Genomic DNA, 17,769 nt, shown 5'->3' with positions numbered 1-17,769 from the left:
CTGCAACCCTTAGCAATATTTTGTGGACATAAAAACAGGGCACTTATTCACTTATCGAATAAAACGATAGCCGATGCGGATCAATCCGAGGTCACCCACGCGCCCATTGCGGTCGCAAGGCTGCATTCAGGTGGTCCACGAAATTCCGCGCCGCCGGTGCAAGGGACCGCCCTTTTCGCGTAATCAGCCCCAGCTCCCGAAACAGCGGCGGGTTCAGAAGTGTCCTGAACACCACGTCATTTTCAATCGGGTTGACCGACATCTGCGGCAGGGCCGCGATACCCTGGTTGGTCTTGAGAAGCGACAAGACCGTTGCGATGTTGGAAACCTCGACCCAAGGCGATGTGATGTTGTCGGGGACATCGCGCAACGTGCCCAGAATGGGCCGGATCCCGGTATCCGACGCAAAGGAGATGAACGGATATCCGTCCAGATCCGTCCAGCCCAACGGTCGGCTGTCTTGCGCCAGGGGATGGGTCTTATGCACCACCGCCCCGAAGGGATCGCGCAGCAGCGGCTCGAATTCCAGCCCGTCATAGTCCTCCATCCTGCCGGCAACACCCAAATCGACCTCGCCGTTCAGAACCCGCTCGCGAACGCCGGTTGAGTTGTCGTCGCGCAGGGACATCCGGATTTTCGGGAACGCAGCGGAAAACGTCCGGATCGCCTCGGGCAGGACGTTCGTTGCAATCGACGGCAGGACCGCAACCGCGACGCGGCCCTGGGTGCCATCGGCCACCGACCGGAAATCCGACAGGGTCGAGTCCAACTCGTGTAAAAGCCGTTCGATACCGGGCAGGAACATCGCGCTCGCCTCGGTCAGACGAAGCACCTTCGTGGTGCGGTCGAACAGCGTGAGGTCAAGAGCCTCCTCAAGCTGTTTGATCGCGGTCGTGACCGAAGGCTGCGACGTGTCGAGGACCTTGGCCGCCCGGGTAAACGACCCCTCGCGGGAGACCGCGACAAAGGCCCGCAGATGGGTCAGCGTTATCTTCACGTCATATCCCCCTACCGGCCAAACTCCGTCGATTTCGGATCCGGGATCGCCCGCAATCGCCTGGGCATATGCGCTGCACGCTACGCCTTGGCTGATCGCGGATGCAAGGGCCGAGGAGTGCCGTCGCTCTGCCCGAGCGCGGTACTTCGGCCTGTCTCCCACCTTGTCGCAACGCTCCGATGTTGGGCGCGCCAGGCAAAGGGCGCACAGGTTTTGGGCATGCAAAGGCTGGACCCGCCGCTGCCTTTAAGGCAAGCTCGAAGCCATAGATCGAATTTCAGCACGGGTGAAATGGCAATCAAGTTTGAAATGTTGCGGGTCTTTCGGACTGTCGCCGAAAAAGGCAGCCTCGCGGGCGCGGGCGGTGCTTTGGGACGGACCCCCTCGGCTGTCTCGATGATGCTTGCCCAGTTGGAGGAAGAGATCGGCGCGCCGCTTTTTGAGACTGACCGCAAGAACCGGCTGACACCGCTGGGCCAACATGTGCTGGACGAAAGCAACCGGGCGACAGACGCCTTTGGCCGCAGCGTCGATGCCATTCGGCGTCATGCCGCGTCTCTGGCCGGGACCGTGCGGATCGCGGCCATCCCATCGGCTGCGATTGCGGTACTGCCCAGCATCGTGGCAATGTTCCGGGTCGAGCGGCCTGAGGTCCGGCTTGAGATCAGCGATGTCGACACCCAAGAGGCGCTCCGGCGGATCATGATGGACGAAGCCGATATCGGCATCATTTCCGCCACCAGCGGCACGGCGGAGGGCGTTCCCATCCTCGAAGATGATCTGGGCATTGTCTGCCGCACTGGCGGTCCGATCTCGCGTGCCGCTCAGGGCTGCGATGCACCGTCATGGGAGCTCTTGACCCTGGAGGGGCTTATTGCAAACCCGCTCTGCCACCTGGTGCAGCATCCGACCGTGACCACCGCCCTGCGGACCTGCAATCTGGAGGCCCGCAATACCATCGCGTTGCTGTCGTTCGTAAGCTTTGGGATTGGCGCAACGATCCTGCCGCGAAGCGCGGTGAACCCGCAGGACGGTCAGTTGGAGTTCATCGTGCCCCAGGACCCGGCGACACGGCGCGAGCTGCGCAAGATCGCAGGGGCGCAAGGCCGTTTCAGCCCTGCGGTCGAAGCGTTCTGGCAAGCGCTGTAACCGATCGCCCCCACCGGATCCCGATATCCGGATCCAGACAAAAATCGCCCCACCCTCAGCACGTTACCTGTGAGGATGATTGCGGCGCGTTTGCGCGGACGCAAACAGCAGACCCTTGCGATTGCCTGCCGAAGCGTGCCGCGACACGGGGCGGCATGAGGGACCCGTTCGATGTCGCATCCCCGACCGCCGCGCCCATCGCACCATACAGCAATGACCGACGCGCGCGCCAGATCCCGGCAGGACTTGAGGAACGTAGCAGCGTTTCGCGACACTTCATCAGATTGTAGAACAAAATGGGTAACATTCAGATGTGCTTTGGGGAGTACATTGGAAACTTATGAAATCTGATGATTCTATATATTTTTTGTATACAAAGAAACGGCGCAGAGACGCTGGCCACCAACACCCGGAGGAGCCCGCGATTTCCAACCCCCTCTTGAACACCGCACCCATCGAGGATGCCGAGAGCGGCAAGCCTGCCGATACGCTCAAGAACCGGACCCATGCGCGCCTGCGCCATGCCATCCCGTTCGGCGCATTCGCGGCTGGCCAAAAACTGATCGAGCGTGAGCTTTGCCTGCTGACCGGCGCCAGCCGGTCAATCGTCAGGGAGGCCCTGGTTCATCTTGAACGCGACGGGTTGGTGCAGCGGCGATCCTACAGCGGTTTTTCGGTGGTGGACCTGAGCGCCCGCAACATCGTCGAGATCTTCGAGTTGAGATACGCCATCGAGACTTTTGCAGCCGAACTCTTTGTCGCACGCGCCAGCGATGCGGAAATCGTGGAGCTTCGGGAGGCATTCCACGTTATCGAAACCTGCTATGCACAGCATGACATGAGGCAAATCTGGAGCGCCAAGAAACGCTACTATGATGTCCTGTTTACCGGTTGCCGCAATGTCGAGATTCAACGCGCTCTAATGGCGTTACCGACAAGATCGGGCTGATGCGCAATCAGCTGCTGGCGGATGAGCGCAGGCGAACCGATTCGATCGCGGAAATGGGTGCATTGACCTCTGCCATTGCACAGCGCGACACCCGCAAGGCCCGCGCGGCCAGCCAGGCACATATCCTGTCGGCACGGGATGCGCTGCTTGACCGGCTTGAGGAGGGATAGGTCGATGCAAGACGGCCCAGCGGACCAAATCCCGACAGGTATTCTGCGCACAGTGGGCTTTGGGCTTTTTGCCTATATGGCCCATGGCACGTTGTTCGGACCTTACAAGACCACCGCTGTACATCTGGCGATCTTCGCCGCCGCGACGCTGTCCATTGCGTTTCTGAGGCAGATCAGATCGCATGACCCAAGGATCAAGGCGATACAATGGGCGGTCGATATCCTGGTCACCTGCGCCGCTGTCGGCAGTCTGCTTTATATCATCATCGGCTGTGAGCGGCTGTTGAACCTGTGGGGATCCACCTATCTGACGCAGCTTGACGTGCTGATTGGGCTGATCCTGGTGGCCGTCGCACTGGAGGCGTCGAGGCGGTAGTCCGTTGTCCTGGCGTTGCCGGGGCTGGCAAGCTGCGCCTATATGCTGTTCGGAGACAGTTTGCCGGGCGTGTTTTCTCATGCCGGGATGGATGTGCAGCGCTTCACCTACATCGTAGCCTATACAAGCGAAGGCGTCTTTGGCACCGGTTTGAAGGTCGCCGCGACCTATCTGTTCATGTTCATGATGTTCGGAGCCACGTTGCAGGCCACCAAGACCGGCGATTTTATCATGAAGCTGGCGAATGCCGGGCCGGGTCGCCAAACCGGCGCCGCCGCAAAAGGCGCCATGGCAGCCTCTGCAGGGTTGGGCACCATTGTTGGCAGCTCGGTCGGGAATGTCGTGGCGACCGGATCGTTCACCATCCCGCTGATGGTCAAGACGGGCTTTAAGCGCCATGCCGCCGCAGCAGTCGAGACCAACACATCGGAAGGCGCCCAGTTGGTTCCGCCAATCATCGGGACCTCGGCCTTCATCATGGCTCAGATCACCGGGATTTCCTATGCGACGATCGCGGTTGCGGCGATCATCCCGGCCTTTCTCTGTTATCTCTCGCTTTATTGGGTTACAGGATTGGTCTTGGCACTGGCCTTTGGTGCTGCGCAAGCGCAGCAGCAGGCCTTGATCGGGGCGAGCGGCTCAGGGTCCGGACCATACATAAACGGGGCGCAAATGGCCGATGTGGCCAACAAATCCCAGGATGGCATCCGGTACTCGGTGCAAACCACTGGCGGATACCGCGACAACCTTGGGCTGGTTCTGACCGACAAGGTCGACCTGGCACTCAACACGCCGATCACGCTTAATTTCGCCTATAACCAGCGTGGGTAATATGGCGAGTCGCCGATGGCCGAGGATTTCAAGCGGTTGCGCTATGTCTTTAGCTTCGGGACCGTGTCCCAGAACCCGTTTGTGCGCCAAGACAGCGGCATCACCTCTCTGGACGAGATCAAGGGGCATCCGTTCAACATCAACATTCCCTCCAGTTTCACCCATGGGATGAACCTGACGATGCTGGAGGCGGCCGATATCCCGTTATCCTCCTTCGATGCCGGACAAGTCGCGACCGGTCAAGTCTTTGACGAGATCCAGAACGGCGTGTTTGTCGGCGGCGCGCATGTTTTCCAGCTGGGGCTTGGCAATGCCCAGCGCCTGCCGACAACCATCCCGATCCGCTATCTGGATGTACCCGCAGAGGTCGTGGTCAAAATGAACGACGAATACCACCGCCTGCTGATGCCTTACGAGATCCCGGCCGGGAGGTATAACGGACAGGATCAGGCGGTCAAAACCTTTGGCCTGGCGCAGGTGATCTTTACCGATGAAAACGCCGATGAGGAGCTGATCTATCAGTTTACCAAAGCGTTCTGGGAGAACGTCGGCGCCTTGCAGGAGACCAACACCAGCTTCAATGGCATGACGCCCGAGCTTCGCTCCAAGCTTTATGGTGTCCCGATGCATCCGGGTGCCGAACGCTATTTTCGGGAAATCGGGGCCATCTAGACGCGGGCACATCCACCGCGCGTCCGGATCTGGGCCCATAACCGGTCCCAGGTCTGGGCGCGCTCCCGCCTTGGCCTGCGGCGTTCAGGGACACGCGTCCGATCAGGGCTGTGCCTGAGCGACGCCTGAACCGCGGGAGCGGGCAAGAAGACAAACAAGGGCGGCTGTGGCTGACCGATCCATCGCGACCTCTTTCACATAGTGATCCAATAAAGACGTTCAGCAATGTCAGTTGAAATTCACCGCACGCTTTTGTGGCAACAAACCACCCATCTGGAAGTATGGAAACCGGTTGAGATCCCGACCCTTCTGGTCGCGGCAATGGTGATCGTCAAGAACCCCTGGTTCGGCCGCGGGCATGTTGAGAACCCGCGCGCGGCGCTGGTCTGGTTTTCATTGGGTGGAATGATCAATCGGCGCTGTGCGATGGATCACCCGGACCGGGTCTCTGCCCTGGTCATTCTCAATTCGCCGCATGAACGGGGTGAGGATCAGCCACGATGGAGATGTTCGACACGCTCTACGAGGCCAGGGAGATCACCCTGATCGGTGTGCATGACGAACGCACGGGGAGCATATGGCATGGCTATGCCCGTGCATCCGGGCGGACCGGTGTTGTTCTAGCGGGGCAAAACGGCCCTGGCGCCACGAACCTGGTCACCGGATTGGACCAGGCCAAGGCCGCGTATACGCCGCTTGTCTCGATCGCGGGGGCGCTGGCCTCGGGCCATGTCTATCGCGACGCGTTTCAGGAGCTCGATCAACAGGCGCTGTTTACTCCGGTCACCAAGAAGACCTGGACCGCGACAAGCGCCGACCAGGTCCCCGAGATGATGCGCGAGGCCTTTCGCGTCGCTCATACACCCCGAAAAGGCCCCACCCAGTTGAACCCGCCCCGGGACGTGTTGTCGGGCCAGGCCGATTTCGGACCGATGCAGACCCCTGAAACCTACCGCCCGGTCACAGCCATGGCCGCCACCGCCCAGACCATCGCCAAGGCGGCGCGAATGTTGGCCGAGGCGACGCGCCCCGTCATCATGGTCGGCGGCGCCACCAAAACCACCGGCACCGGGGACAACGCCATGGCCCTGGCCGAGGCCTTCAATACGCCGGTCGTTTCCTCTCCCGGGCATGGCGACGCGGTGCCCTTTGGTCATCCGCTCAATGCCGACCATATGGGGCCGCGGGGCAATCCCGTGGCCACACGGCTGGTCAAAGAGGCCGACGTGATCCTCGGATTGGGCACGCGTAACGGCTTTAACGCTACGTTCCATAGCTATGACAACATCAACCGGGACGCGCAAATCATCCATGTCGAGCAGGAGCCGACGGCCATAGGGCGCTACTTTCCGCTTACCATGGGTATCCTCGCGGATGCGCCCACCGTTGCCGACCAACTGGTCGCAGAGGCCAAGACGCTCGGCCGCCGGGCCGAGGCCGATAGTTGGACAGAGACGTATAGATCCGAACGGCACGCCTATCTGGCCAAACGTGATGCCGACGCACAGGTCGATATCCTGCCGATCCAGCCTTCCGGCCTGTTCAAGACGCTACAGGACGTATTGCCGAAAGACGCAGCCGTAACGATGGATGCCGGCACGCTGTGCCTGCAAGCCACTGACGCGCTGAGTTATTGGCATCCCCAGCGCCTTTTTACGCCGCTTGATTTCGGACTGGTCGGGTTTTCCTTTGCGGCGGGCCTGGGGGTGAAACTGGCGATGCCCGACCGGCCGGTTATCAGCCTGATGGGCGATGGCGGGTTTGGCATGACCGTGTCCGAGCTGTCGACCGCAGTCGATCACAACATCAACTCGGTCACCGTGGTGATGAATAACGGCTGTTGGGGCGCCGAAAAGGCCTATCAGCGCGACTGTTTCGCAGAGCGCTATATCGGCGCGGATATCTCCAGCCCGCCCTTTGACACGCTAGCCGAGCTGTACGGTGCGAAAGGATACCGCGCGCAGACCCTGGCTGAGATGGCCGAGCCATAGAGGCAGCATTGGCCTGCGAAAAACCCGCAGTGATCGATGTACAGGTGGATCCGACGGCGCTGTATTCGTTTCGGCGTGACAGCTTCAAACAACGTGGAGGATGAGGACGTGACACCGCAAGAACGCTATCCCGCAACGCAGGCCCAGCGCGCAACCGGAGATTGGAACCCGTTCTGGGACACATTGGCCGCGCTTGATCCCGACTATCTGGAAGCGTTCCTGGCCTTTCGTGCCGTCCCGCAAAGTGGGCCGCTGCCAAAAAAGTATAGAGAACTGATCTTTATCGCGATCAATGTCGCAACAACGCATCTGTGGCCCTCCGGTATACGTCGGCATATGCAAAACGCGCTGCAAGCCGGAGCAACCAAGGAAGAGATCCTTGAGGTGATCCAGCTGGCCTCGATCATGGGGGTCCATTCCATGTCGATGGGGGTTCCGATCCTGCTGGACGAGGTCGAGAAGCTTGCAGCCGAGGCATAACTGCAATGCGGCAACGACAGCCGGGCGCGCGTCCCCTTTTTGCAACGCAGCAGATGGCAAGGGCGTGCCGCGCACCCGCCGCCGGTGAGGGGACCGGTGCGCGCATGCCAAATGCTGAACAGATGGCGCGGTTCTTGCACTCCCCAAGTCGCTGCCAAGCGACTAAGTGAACATCCTGCGCCTTTCACCAGGGCGGGCCCTTGCATTTAGCAACTATGATTTGCCATATTGATATAGCAAGTCAGGGATAAGGCAGGGATCGGGAATGGATAATGTGCGCGCAATCGATGCGGTGGTGAACATCTGGACCGAGGACGCCCTCGCCGGGCGGCCTGATCGCCGGGAGTTCTATACCGGCAAGATGAACGTCGATGACGAAACCTTCACCGGTATTTCACTGGACGACATGCTGCATCGCATGGATCGCGCGGGCATCGAGAAATCCATGTTGATCGCGGCTAAAGTCGGGCCGAAGGAGCATCGCGCCTGCTATCATGTGCCCTACGACATCGTTTATGACGCGGCCCGACTGCATCCCGACCGGTTCCTGTGTCTGGCCGGGATCGACCCCACCGAAGGGATGACCGGCGTGCGAGCCCTGGAGGAGGCCGTGCGCGACAAGGGCTTTGTCGGTGCGCATCTTTATCCGCATTGGTTTGAGTTGGCCCCCGACCACGCGCGATACTATCCATTCTATGCCAAATGCGTCGAACTGGATATCCCGATCCAGATGCAGGTTGGCCAATCCATGGTCTATGACAAGAGCTTTCCCCGGCGCAGTGTCGGGCGGCCCATAACGCTCGATTCCGTGGCCTGCGATTTTCCCGAACTTCGGATCATAGGCATTCATATCGGCATACCATGGACCGACGAAATGATCGCGATGGCCTGGAAGCACGAAAACGTCTTTATCGGATCCGACGCCCACGCGCCGCGGTACTGGCCCGAGAGTTTTGTGCATTACATCAATACCTTCGGGCAGGACAAAGTACTGTTCGGCACGGATTTTCCGGTGCTTGATTTCGAGCGCACCATGGAACAGATCAATGCGCTTGACCTGCGGCCCGAGCCCAAACGCAAGCTGCTGCGGGACAACGCCATACGGGTCTATAAACTGAGAGCGGAACGATGACCGCGACAGGCGCCGAAGCGCTCAATCTGGCCGCAGCGCTCGAGGTGAACGCGGGCGCGCGCCCGGATCATCCCGCGATCGTCTCGGGCGACCGGATGTGGACGCACGCAGAGGTTGCCGCCGAGGTGCGGGCGCTGGCCTCCTGGCTATGTGCCCAGGGCGTTACAAAGGACGATGTCATCGGCGTGGCCCTTCGCGATACCCCCGATCATCTGATGATGATCTTTGCCGTTGTGCGCCTTGGCGCAGTGCTGTTGCCGCTGGACTGGCGCTGGACCGAAGCGGAGCGCACCCGCGTCGCCACCCATTTCGGCGCACGCATGACAATCTGCGAACCCGACGCCGAGCCGGGCGCAGCGACACCTGCCCTAACGATGACGCAGCTGCGGTCGGCACCTGTGGGCGCAGACGATCCCCCCTTTGTGCTTGACCCCGATCTACCTCTTTTGATGTCGCTGTCATCGGGGACGACAGGCATGCCATCGGGACCCGAACTGACGCATCCGCAGATGCTCAGGCGGTTTTGGACCCACTGGATCAACCTGGGTCTGAACGCCGATCACCGCTATATGTCTGCGACACCTCTCTATTTCGGGGGCGGGCGCACATTCGCGATGTCGATCCTCTATGCCGGAGGTACGGTTATCCTCTTCCCGCCCCCGTTTCGCCCCGGCGAGCTCTGTGCCGAGATCGCCCGGCGCGGGGCCACCAGCTTGTTTCTGGTCCCAACCCAGCTGCGCGGCCTTCTGGAACTGGGAGCGGACGAGCTTGGCCCTGTGCGAGCGCTCGATGTGCTGATCTCCAGCGGTGCGCCACTTGACCCCCAGGAACGTAGCGAGATCGGCACAAGGCTGAACACCAATTTCAGGGAATACTATGCGTCCACGGAAGGGGGCGGTATCTCACTCTCCACACCACAGACCCGCGCCCGTTGCGCCGATTCTGTAGGCAGGCCAGTCTTTGGTGTCGAGATTGCCGTGGTTGACGACACTGACGTACCGGTGCCTGCGGGCACGGTCGGCCGTCTGAGATATCGCGGCCCCGGCGTTGCGACCAGGAGCTTTTCCAAAGACGGGCATCATACGGATCTGCTCAGAGATGGCTGGTTCTATCCCGGCGATCTGGCCGAGATGGACGCGGCGGGTTTTGTGACCCTCCGAGGGCGCGCCAAGGAGATGATCATCAGGGGCGGGGTCAACGTCTATCCGTTTGAGATAGAGACGGTTATTCGCAGTCACCCACAGGTCGCGGATGTCGCGGTGATGGGTGTGGCCGACGCTCGGCTTGGTGAAACTGTCGTGGCCGCCTGCATCGCCAAGGACGCGTCGCTGGACAGCGGAGCCTTGCTGGATTGGTGCGCCACTCAGCTTGCGCCCTACAAGGTGCCCGCTCAGCTCCGAATGGTCAGCTCATTTCCCAGAAACAGTGCTGGAAAAGTCCTCAAGGCCGAGCTTTTGGACCTATTCCAAACGCTCGATACCGATCTGTCACAGATTTCTTCTTGACGGTTGATATATTAATATAACAACATTGAGAACAAACAGCCGTAGGGAAGCGGATGATGGATCAGGCGTTTCGCAAAAAGCCGAACAGTCAGGCAGCGCGACCATGGATGGGCCAATCCTGGCCCCGCACCGCAAGCGGGCGCAGCTCTCTGGTCGAACCGCTGCCCCACCACATCAGCTGCGACGCGTTGCATGTCACCTTTCGGGCCGCACCCGATGCGATCAGACCGTTCCTCCCGCCCGGGCTGGAGCCGCTCGACAGTGGCGACGGATGGGTCATGATCGCCGAAATGGCCAAGGCCAGCGCGCAGGATCCCGAGCAGTTCTGGCGTGACCCGTCCCGGTCCAGCTATAATGAATGCGTTATCGGCTTTTACTGCCGGTTCGGAGATCGCATCGGGCGGTACACGGCGCTGGTCTGGGTGGACCGCGACTGGTCGCTGGGCATGGGCGCGATCTTTGGCTGGGGCAAACGGATCGGCAGCATTGACCGCAGCCGCCGTCACCTGACAAATCCGCTGTTGTCCGGCGGGTCCGAAACACTTGGTGGCGTTGTCTCGCGCCATGGCCATCACGTCCTGTCCATGGCTGTCACCTTCGACGAAGGCGGCACCCCGCTGGACCAATTGCCGGGCCACGGCGGCTCGACCTTTCTCTACCGGTTTATCGCGTCCCCCTCGCCCGATGTGCCCGATATCGAACAGCTGTTCGAGCTGGGCTTTACCAATGTCGCGATGTCCGACATCCGCGCGGGCCACGGGCGGCTGAGCTTTGGCGACGCGCCAGACGAAGAGTTGTGCGCATTGGGTGCGGTCGAGGTGACCGGCGGCTACGCCTATCAGCGCGGCTGGACGACCGACAAACAGGCGCGCCTGCTACATGATTACGCAAACGGGACCCCGAAATAAACAAGTCAAAACAACAGGGAAGGTGGACTGGAATGACACAGAATCTGATGAACCGGCGCAGCGTCTTGAAAGGCGCAACCGCAGGGCTGGCCATGACGGCGGCCCCAGGGCTGCTGCGCCCGGCAGCGGCACAAAGCCTCACACCTGTCACGTATCTGACGCCCTTCGGCTATCTCATTGCTTTTGCGGAAACCATGTTCGCCGATACCGGCGGTTTCTTTGTGAAGCATGGTCTGGATGTTACAATTCAGGGCGGTCGCGGATCGGCGATGGCCGTCCAGCAGGTGGTGGCCAGAAATGCGCTGTGTTCGCGCACCGGCGGCACCGATCTGATCAAGGCCTATGCCAAGGATCCCAACATCGTGGCTTTTGCCGAAATCTATCAGCGCGATCTGTTCTATGTGATCAGCGGTCAGGACGATCCGATTGAATCCCCCTCCGACATGATCGGCAGCGACATCGGGATCGTTTCAGCAGGTGGTGCGACCGAAAACATCCTCGACATGATGCTGGCCGGTCAGGACATCGCCCCCGGCGAGGTCAACCGCCAGGTTGTGGGCAACGCCCCGGCGGCCTTTGAGCTTGTGCAACTGGGCCGAATCAAGGCGTTCATCGCCACATCTGACACGCTGTTCCAGCTGCGCGTCGACGAGGCGCCCGTCAGTGCATTTTCAACGGACGAGTTCGCCCGGGTGCCGGGCCAAGTCTATATGACCTCGCGTGCGCAATACGAAGAGCGCCAAGAAGATCTGACCGCTTTCCTGCGCGGCGTCCACGACAGCCTGGGCGCGATGCTGACGATGGACGACCTGGGGTCGGTGATCGAAAGCATGGAATCCGAATACGAGATCTTTGAAGCAGGCCGCCCCGACAAGGGGCTGACCGTACTTGCAAACAGTCTCAACAACTACAAGGCGCCCTATGACGAAAACCTGGCGACCAAGCCAGATGTCTGGGAAACCTCGCACGACCTGATGGTCAAGGCCGGTCTGATCGACCCGATCGAGAACCGGAACTTCTTTGACGACGCTGTGCAAACAATGGCGTTTCAGTGATCTTCGATCACGATGACACGGCGCTGCTGCTGATCGACTATCAGAAAGGTTTTTGTGAGCCTGATGGGTCGATGGCGCGGCAGGGCCGTGACATCGGCGCGCTTGCCGCAGCGGCCGAGGCGGGCAATCGTCTGGCCGCTGCGGCCCGGTCACGGGGGTGCCCCGTGATCTGGACGCGCATGGTGTTTGCCAGCGATTACAGCGACGGCGGCGTACTGACGACCGTGCTGCGCCCCAACCTGGCAAAGATCGGTGCCCTGGCCCGGGGCAGCGGCGACGAAGAGCTGGCCAGCATATGCGATGTGCTGCCCGGCGATCTGGTTATCGACAAACCCCGGTTCTCGTCGCTGATCGGCACACCGCTGGAGGTGATCTTGCGCAGCGCGGGGATCGGCTCCGTTGTCGTGGCAGGCGTCACCACGCCGATGTGCGTGGAAAGCACCGTCCGGGACCTCAGTCAGCGCGATTACGCGGTGACGGTCGTTGCCGATGCCTGCGCCGATTTCGAGCGCGAGCGCCATGAGGCCGCTCTGGCCGCGATGGCCTTTGGCTTTGCCCATGTCGTCGAGTGCGCAGACATCCTCACACAAGACAAACAGGCAGGATAACCCGGTGAATACCATGAAAACCACCTCCGCCGATCTGGCGCCGCATGTGGGCGCGGGCATCTCTCTGAAAGAGATCGAACAGCGGTTCTCGACCCCCGATGGCGAGATCATCGCGCTCACGGAGGTCAATCTTGAGATCGCGGCCGGTGAGTTCCTGGTCATCCTCGGCCCCTCGGGCTGTGGCAAGACCACCTTGCTGCGCATCATCGCGGGCCTGCTCAAAAGCACCGAAGGCAGCGTCACCGTCGGGGGGGAGCCGCTGTGGAATGGCGGCACCCGCAACGACACGGCGGTCGGCAATCTGGGTGTGGTCTTTCAGGACGCCAATCTCTTTCCGTGGATGAGCATCGAGGACAACATCGCCCTGCCGCTCAAGCTGACGGGCGTGGACAGGGCCACGCGACGGCGCAGGGCGGGTGAGCTCTGTGAGCTTGTCGGCATCTCGGGTTTTGAGAAACGCTGGCCCAAGGAACTGTCGGGTGGCATGCGGCAACGCGCGGCGATCGCGCGCGCGCTGAGCCGGGATCCGCAGATCCTGTTGATGGATGAACCTTTTGGCGCGCTCGATGCGATGACACGCGACCAGATGAACCTGGAATTACAGCGCATCTGGATGGAAAGCGGCTGTACCATCGTACTGGTCACACATTCGATCCGCGAAGCGGTGTTTCTGGCCGACCGCTTGCTGCTGTTGTCGCCGCGCCCCGGTCGCATGGACACGCTTGAAACGATCAAGATCGCACGTCCGCGCGACATTTACGTGCAGACCGACCCCAAATTCCAATCCTACGAAATCGAGATGCGGCGCCGTCTGGATTCGTTTTCCTGATCAACGCAAAGGCTGATAATGCAGAAGTATTCCTCCCTGATTGCCACCCCGCTGATCCTTGTGGCGCTGGTGTTGCTGTGGGACGCCTATATTCGCGTCTTTGACGTGTCCCCTTTTATCTTGCCGCCGCCCGGATCGGTGTGGGAGGCGACCAAGGATCTGTTGGCCGATTCCGGCACCTTCGGTCATATCTGGGTGACATTCGTAGAAACGGTCGTCGGATTTCTGATCGCCGTGGTCGTGGGCGTCGTTCTGGGCGGGATCCTGGGCAAGGTGCGCTGGCTTGAGCAGACCCTGAGCCCGCTGATCGTGGGGCTGCAGGTGATGCCAAAGGTGGCGCTGATTCCGCTCTTTATCGTGTGGTTCGGCTTTGGCATGACCTCCAAGATCGTGCTTGCCGCTGTGCTGGCGTTTTTTCCGATCATGACCAATACGATCCTCGGCATCAAATCCGTGGACCGCGGTCATCGCGATGTCATGCTGTCGCTGAACGCATCACGGTGGCAGACCTTTCGTGATGTCGAATTGCCCAGCGCGCTACCCTTCATTCTGACCGGGATGGAAGTTGGCATCGTGCTGGCAACGATCGGAGCGATCGTGGGCGAATATCTGGGCGGCAATGACGGGCTTGGATACATGGCCATCGCCACGCTGAACGCGTTTGACGTCGACGCGATGTTCGGTGTGATCCTTTTGATGACCGTGCTGGGGCTGGTGCTTTACTTTGCCGTGGTCGGTATCCGGCGGTTCGTGACGCCCTGGCATGAGGCGGTGACCCGCGACAAGGAATAATCTGAAAACCGGGAGTGGAGAACGATGGGACGGATTGTCGATATAGGTGTGAATTTCAAACCCCACACCGAACTGAAACTCTATGATGTTCTGGGCATCGACCGCGCAACCGCCCGGGCCTTCGATCCCGAGGGCTATCTGCGGCAGATGGATCAAGACGGCGTCGCGATGACCGGCATTGTGGCCAACACCGTGCAGAACGGCGTGCGTGGCGAATTGCTGATGACCCATGTCGACGAGGTGCAGCCGGTGATCGAAAAGGACCCGGATCGCTTTTTCGGATGGGTTGGCATCAACCCGCTGGGTGGTATGGAGACGCTGCGCTACATCGAATACGCGGTGACCGAGCTTGGGTTTAAGGGTGTTCATGTTTACCCCCATTGGTTTGGCGTGCCGATCAATGACCGGACCTATTGGCCGATCTATGCCAAATGCTGCGAGCTTGGTGTGCCGATCAGCCTGCAAGTGGGGCGGCAATCGCCCCGGTCCGGCGCCAAACTCTGTGCCCGCCCGGAATGGATCGAAGAGGCCGCGTTCGACTTTCCCGAACTCACGCTATTGGGATTGCATATCGGTGTCCCGTTCGATTTCGAGATGACAAGCGCCGCAATTGGCCATGAGAATGTCTATATCATTGCCGATGCCCATCCACCGTCGACCTGGACACCGCATTTCATTGAGTACTTGTCAGGGCGCGGCTTTCTCAATATCGATGGAGCACAAAAAGTCATGTGGGGTACGGATTGGCCGGTTCAGGATCTGAGCCAATCTCTCAAAGAGGTCCGTGCGCTAAATCTACCTGAGGATGTTGAGGCTGGACTGTTGGGTGAGAATGCTATTCGTATCCTCGGTCTCGACCTTTAGGCCCCGAGGGTCAAAGCAAACGAGTTCGGAGCGATGGCGGAAGATTTTGTCCAGCGTCCAATACGGACAGCCGGTGGTGACGTGATCACCCCGCTTTATCACAAGATTTTGCTGATCCTCAAAGAACGGATCGAGCAGGGATATTACGCTGAAACCGGCGTGCTGCCCAGTGAGCACGATCTGTGTGAGGAGTTTGGCGTCTCGCGCATCACCGTTTCAAGATCGGTGCGCGAGATGGCGGAACTTGGCCTTGTCGTGCGCAAGCGGGGAGCGGCCACGCGCATCGTTTCGCCGACCATTTCGCCCACGATCCCCGGCGATATCGACGATTTCATTGAAAATGTTGTCGATTTGGGAAAAAGGTCGACGGTTCGCGTTCTTGAATTCGGTTTCGTTTCGGCAAATCATGATGTGCAATCGGCCCTGAAAGTGAAACAGGGTGCCGAAGTTCAAAGAGCCGTGCGTGTGCGCAGCTATCGGGGGAGCCCTTTTTCATATCTGACGAGCTATCTTCCAGAGGATATCGGACGCGCTCTGAGCCGCGACGATATGGAGGTCAGCTCCCTGCTTGGGCTTTTGGAAGACATGAATATCAATATCGGGAGCGCCGAGCAGAGCGTTTCGGCAGCGCTGGCCGATCCGCAAACCGGTCCCGCCCTCGAAGTTCCGGTTGGCACGCCGCTGTTGGCCATCGAGCGGGTGGTGCGCGACACGGATGATCGCCCGGTCGAATACATCCGGATTCTGTACCGGACCGACAAATACAAATACAGGATGCGTATGGACAAAAAAGAGGTGTGACTGCCCGCTTTGAGGATCCGCCCGCATTGGCGGTTCCGTCCGGGTCGGACAAGCGTCTCCAAAGCGCACCCGTCGTAGGTTCCTTCCAGGACTGCGTTAGAGAATGTCCAGGGACACCTTGACCCGGTCCATCACCACAGACGAGGTGAACCGCCCCACATTGGATTCGTCAAAGAAGTACTCTTGCGTAAACGCTTCGTATTCCTTGATGTCAGCCACAGTGACCACAAGGATAAAATCCGCCTCTCCAGTGCTGTAATAGCATTGCTGCACCTCTTTGGCCTGGCGCATTCTGCGCTTAAACGAGTCCAGGTGCATCCGGCTCTCGCGCTCCAACACGACACCGACAATCACCGTCAATTCACGCCCCAGCTTGGTGGGGGACAGGACCGCGATCTCCTTTTCGATTACGCCTGTCTCACGCAGCTTTTTGAGACGTTTCTGAACGGCCGGAGCAGACAGTCCGATTTCGTGACCTAACGCTTCGGCGGTCAGCTGCGCGTTCGATTGAACCAGTCTGAGAATCTGTAGATCTTTTTCATCCATGGTCGGTTTTTCCTCCGGATCTGGATCATTGGCAACTTATTTCGTCGAGTCCCGGGAAGTTTTCGACGACCACCATCAAACGTCTTGGCTAGAGTCGAAACAGATAACATAACTGCGGAACGGGCTCTGGTTCAGGCAAATGTGGACGGCATCACCCCGCCCGATTTGTCATTCTTCTCGTCACCGCATCAGACACGCTTGATCAACAGGGAGACGATAATGAAGAATAAAGTATCAACTGGCATCATGGCTGCGGGCATTGCCCTTCTGATCGGCGCGGTGCCAGCCATCGCAAGCCCGCTCAGCGAGCGCATAGAAGCCGGAGAGCCGATCCGCATCGGGTTCTCCAACGTGCCGATCTGGGGTTATCCCGATGAGAATGGAGAGGCAAAGGGTTTCGTGAACGAGATCGCGCTGGGGATCCTGCGCGAGATGGGGCACGACAATGTCGAGACAATCGTCACCGATTGGGGCGGGCTGATCCCGGGGCTGAAAGCCAATCGCTATGACCTGATCACCGGCGGTCTTTATATCCTCAATAGCCGATGCCAGAACATCTCGTTTTCCGAACCCATCGCGCAGACCGGCGATGCCTTTATCGTGCCTGCGGGCAACCCCAAGAACATTCAGACCTTCAAGGATATTCTCAACAAGGACGCGATCATGGTAACCGGGGCGGGGTATAACACCGTCGAGGCCGCCAAAAAACAAGGTCTGGGCGATGACCAGATCATGCAGGTGCCCGGACCCTCGGAAATGCTGGCGGCGGTCAAGGCTGGGCGCGCCGATGCGGGCGGCATGACCTATTTCGAGGCCAACCACTTCGCCCAGACGAATGATGACATCGATGTGACGGATCCCGCCGCACTGCCTGCCTGGACATTGAACTATGTCGGGATCGGGTTCCGCGAGGCCGATGCCGAATTCATGGCCGACTTCAATGCCGCGCTGGCCGATTACCTTGGCACGGATGCGATGTTGGCATCAGTGACCGAGTATGGCTATGTCGAGGGCAATCTGCCTGGAACCAAGACCGCCGAATGGGTCTGTGCCAACCGCTAATTGACGCACGTTAAGGGCGGGCTGCAGTGCAGCCTGCCTTGTTCGTTGTGCG

18 protein-coding genes and 2 pseudogenes are annotated in these 17,769 nt (G+C 59.9%); 18 read left to right on the top strand and 2 right to left on the bottom strand.

Features of this window, described 5'->3' with window-relative positions; all coding sequences use genetic code 11:
• Window positions 1-91: 91 nt before the first annotated feature.
• Entirely contained in the window at window positions 92-997 is a 906-nt protein-coding gene (locus tag HEP69_RS03750) for a LysR family transcriptional regulator (RefSeq protein ID WP_290557179.1), read from the bottom strand.
• A 291-nt stretch (window positions 998-1,288) separates the two neighbouring features.
• On the opposite strand from HEP69_RS03750, the gene HEP69_RS03745 reads away from it, so the two are divergent.
• The 17 genes and pseudogenes from HEP69_RS03745 to HEP69_RS03660 all read left to right on the top strand — a co-directional run bounded on the left by HEP69_RS03745 (window position 1,289) and on the right by HEP69_RS03660 (window position 16,109).
• Complete coding sequence (locus HEP69_RS03745; RefSeq protein WP_290557178.1) at window positions 1,289-2,146, top strand: LysR family transcriptional regulator; 858 nt, start codon at window positions 1,289-1,291, stop codon at window positions 2,144-2,146.
• A gap of 340 nt (window positions 2,147-2,486) precedes the next feature.
• Window positions 2,487-3,265, top strand: a pseudogene (locus HEP69_RS03740) (GntR family transcriptional regulator).
• 4 nt (window positions 3,266-3,269) lie between these two features.
• A complete protein-coding gene (locus HEP69_RS03730; protein ID WP_290557175.1) occupies window positions 3,270-3,641 on the top strand; it encodes a hypothetical protein in 372 nt (123 codons plus the stop codon).
• Between the two features lie 42 nt (window positions 3,642-3,683).
• On the top strand, window positions 3,684-4,472 hold the full coding sequence (locus HEP69_RS03725; RefSeq protein WP_366111296.1) for a TRAP transporter large permease subunit: 789 nt from the start codon (window positions 3,684-3,686) through the stop codon (window positions 4,470-4,472).
• A gap of 15 nt (window positions 4,473-4,487) precedes the next feature.
• Window positions 4,488-5,144 (top strand): TAXI family TRAP transporter solute-binding subunit, encoded by a 657-nt coding sequence (locus HEP69_RS03720; protein WP_290557173.1) that lies wholly within the window; start codon window positions 4,488-4,490, stop codon window positions 5,142-5,144.
• A gap of 372 nt (window positions 5,145-5,516) precedes the next feature.
• Window positions 5,517-5,627: pseudogene (locus tag HEP69_RS03715) on the top strand (alpha/beta hydrolase); the annotation flags it as partial.
• A gap of 17 nt (window positions 5,628-5,644) precedes the next feature.
• Window positions 5,645-7,135, top strand: coding sequence for a thiamine pyrophosphate-binding protein (locus tag HEP69_RS03710; protein ID WP_290557172.1), 1,491 nt, complete (start codon window positions 5,645-5,647; stop codon window positions 7,133-7,135).
• 108 nt (window positions 7,136-7,243) lie between these two features.
• Window positions 7,244-7,615, top strand: coding sequence for a carboxymuconolactone decarboxylase family protein (locus HEP69_RS03705; protein WP_290557171.1), 372 nt, complete (start codon window positions 7,244-7,246; stop codon window positions 7,613-7,615).
• Between the two features lie 265 nt (window positions 7,616-7,880).
• Window positions 7,881-8,747 (top strand): amidohydrolase family protein, encoded by an 867-nt coding sequence (locus tag HEP69_RS03700; RefSeq protein WP_290557170.1) that lies wholly within the window; start codon window positions 7,881-7,883, stop codon window positions 8,745-8,747.
• Window positions 8,744-10,252, top strand: a complete 1,509-nt coding sequence (locus HEP69_RS03695) for a class I adenylate-forming enzyme family protein (RefSeq protein ID WP_290557169.1) — start codon at window positions 8,744-8,746, stop codon at window positions 10,250-10,252. The genes HEP69_RS03700 and HEP69_RS03695 overlap by 4 nt, the downstream gene beginning before the upstream one ends.
• 56 nt (window positions 10,253-10,308) lie before the next feature.
• On the top strand, window positions 10,309-11,160 hold the full coding sequence (locus tag HEP69_RS03690) for an acetoacetate decarboxylase family protein (protein WP_290557168.1): 852 nt from the start codon (window positions 10,309-10,311) through the stop codon (window positions 11,158-11,160).
• 32 nt (window positions 11,161-11,192) lie between these two features.
• Complete coding sequence (locus tag HEP69_RS03685) at window positions 11,193-12,215, top strand: ABC transporter substrate-binding protein (RefSeq protein ID WP_290557167.1); 1,023 nt, start codon at window positions 11,193-11,195, stop codon at window positions 12,213-12,215.
• Complete coding sequence (locus HEP69_RS03680; RefSeq protein WP_290557166.1) at window positions 12,212-12,823, top strand: isochorismatase family cysteine hydrolase; 612 nt, start codon at window positions 12,212-12,214, stop codon at window positions 12,821-12,823. The genes HEP69_RS03685 and HEP69_RS03680 overlap by 4 nt, the downstream gene beginning before the upstream one ends.
• 13 nt (window positions 12,824-12,836) lie before the next feature.
• Window positions 12,837-13,652, top strand: coding sequence for an ABC transporter ATP-binding protein (locus HEP69_RS03675; protein ID WP_290557165.1), 816 nt, complete (start codon window positions 12,837-12,839; stop codon window positions 13,650-13,652).
• Window positions 13,653-13,670: 18 nt separating this feature from the next.
• A complete protein-coding gene (locus tag HEP69_RS03670; protein ID WP_290557164.1) occupies window positions 13,671-14,444 on the top strand; it encodes an ABC transporter permease in 774 nt (257 codons plus the stop codon).
• Window positions 14,445-14,468: 24 nt separating this feature from the next.
• Window positions 14,469-15,308, top strand: coding sequence for an amidohydrolase family protein (locus HEP69_RS03665; RefSeq protein WP_290557163.1), 840 nt, complete (start codon window positions 14,469-14,471; stop codon window positions 15,306-15,308).
• A gap of 33 nt (window positions 15,309-15,341) precedes the next feature.
• Window positions 15,342-16,109, top strand: coding sequence for a GntR family transcriptional regulator (locus HEP69_RS03660; protein ID WP_290557162.1), 768 nt, complete (start codon window positions 15,342-15,344; stop codon window positions 16,107-16,109).
• A gap of 96 nt (window positions 16,110-16,205) precedes the next feature.
• Here HEP69_RS03660 and HEP69_RS03655 read toward each other — a convergent pair whose 3' ends face one another.
• Window positions 16,206-16,655: an Lrp/AsnC family transcriptional regulator gene (locus tag HEP69_RS03655; RefSeq protein WP_290557161.1), complete on the bottom strand. Its 450-nt coding sequence runs from the start codon at window positions 16,653-16,655 to the stop codon at window positions 16,206-16,208.
• Between the two features lie 219 nt (window positions 16,656-16,874).
• Between HEP69_RS03655 and HEP69_RS03650 the strand changes: the two genes are divergently transcribed.
• Window positions 16,875-17,717 (top strand): transporter substrate-binding domain-containing protein, encoded by an 843-nt coding sequence (locus tag HEP69_RS03650; RefSeq protein ID WP_290557160.1) that lies wholly within the window; start codon window positions 16,875-16,877, stop codon window positions 17,715-17,717.
• The last annotated feature ends 52 nt before the right edge of the window (window positions 17,718-17,769 follow it).

This window comes from Aestuariivita sp. (genome assembly GCF_021404545.1).
Lineage (GTDB): Bacteria > Pseudomonadota > Alphaproteobacteria > Rhodobacterales > Rhodobacteraceae > Aestuariivita.
This window is presented reverse-complemented; position numbering and strand designations above follow the sequence as displayed.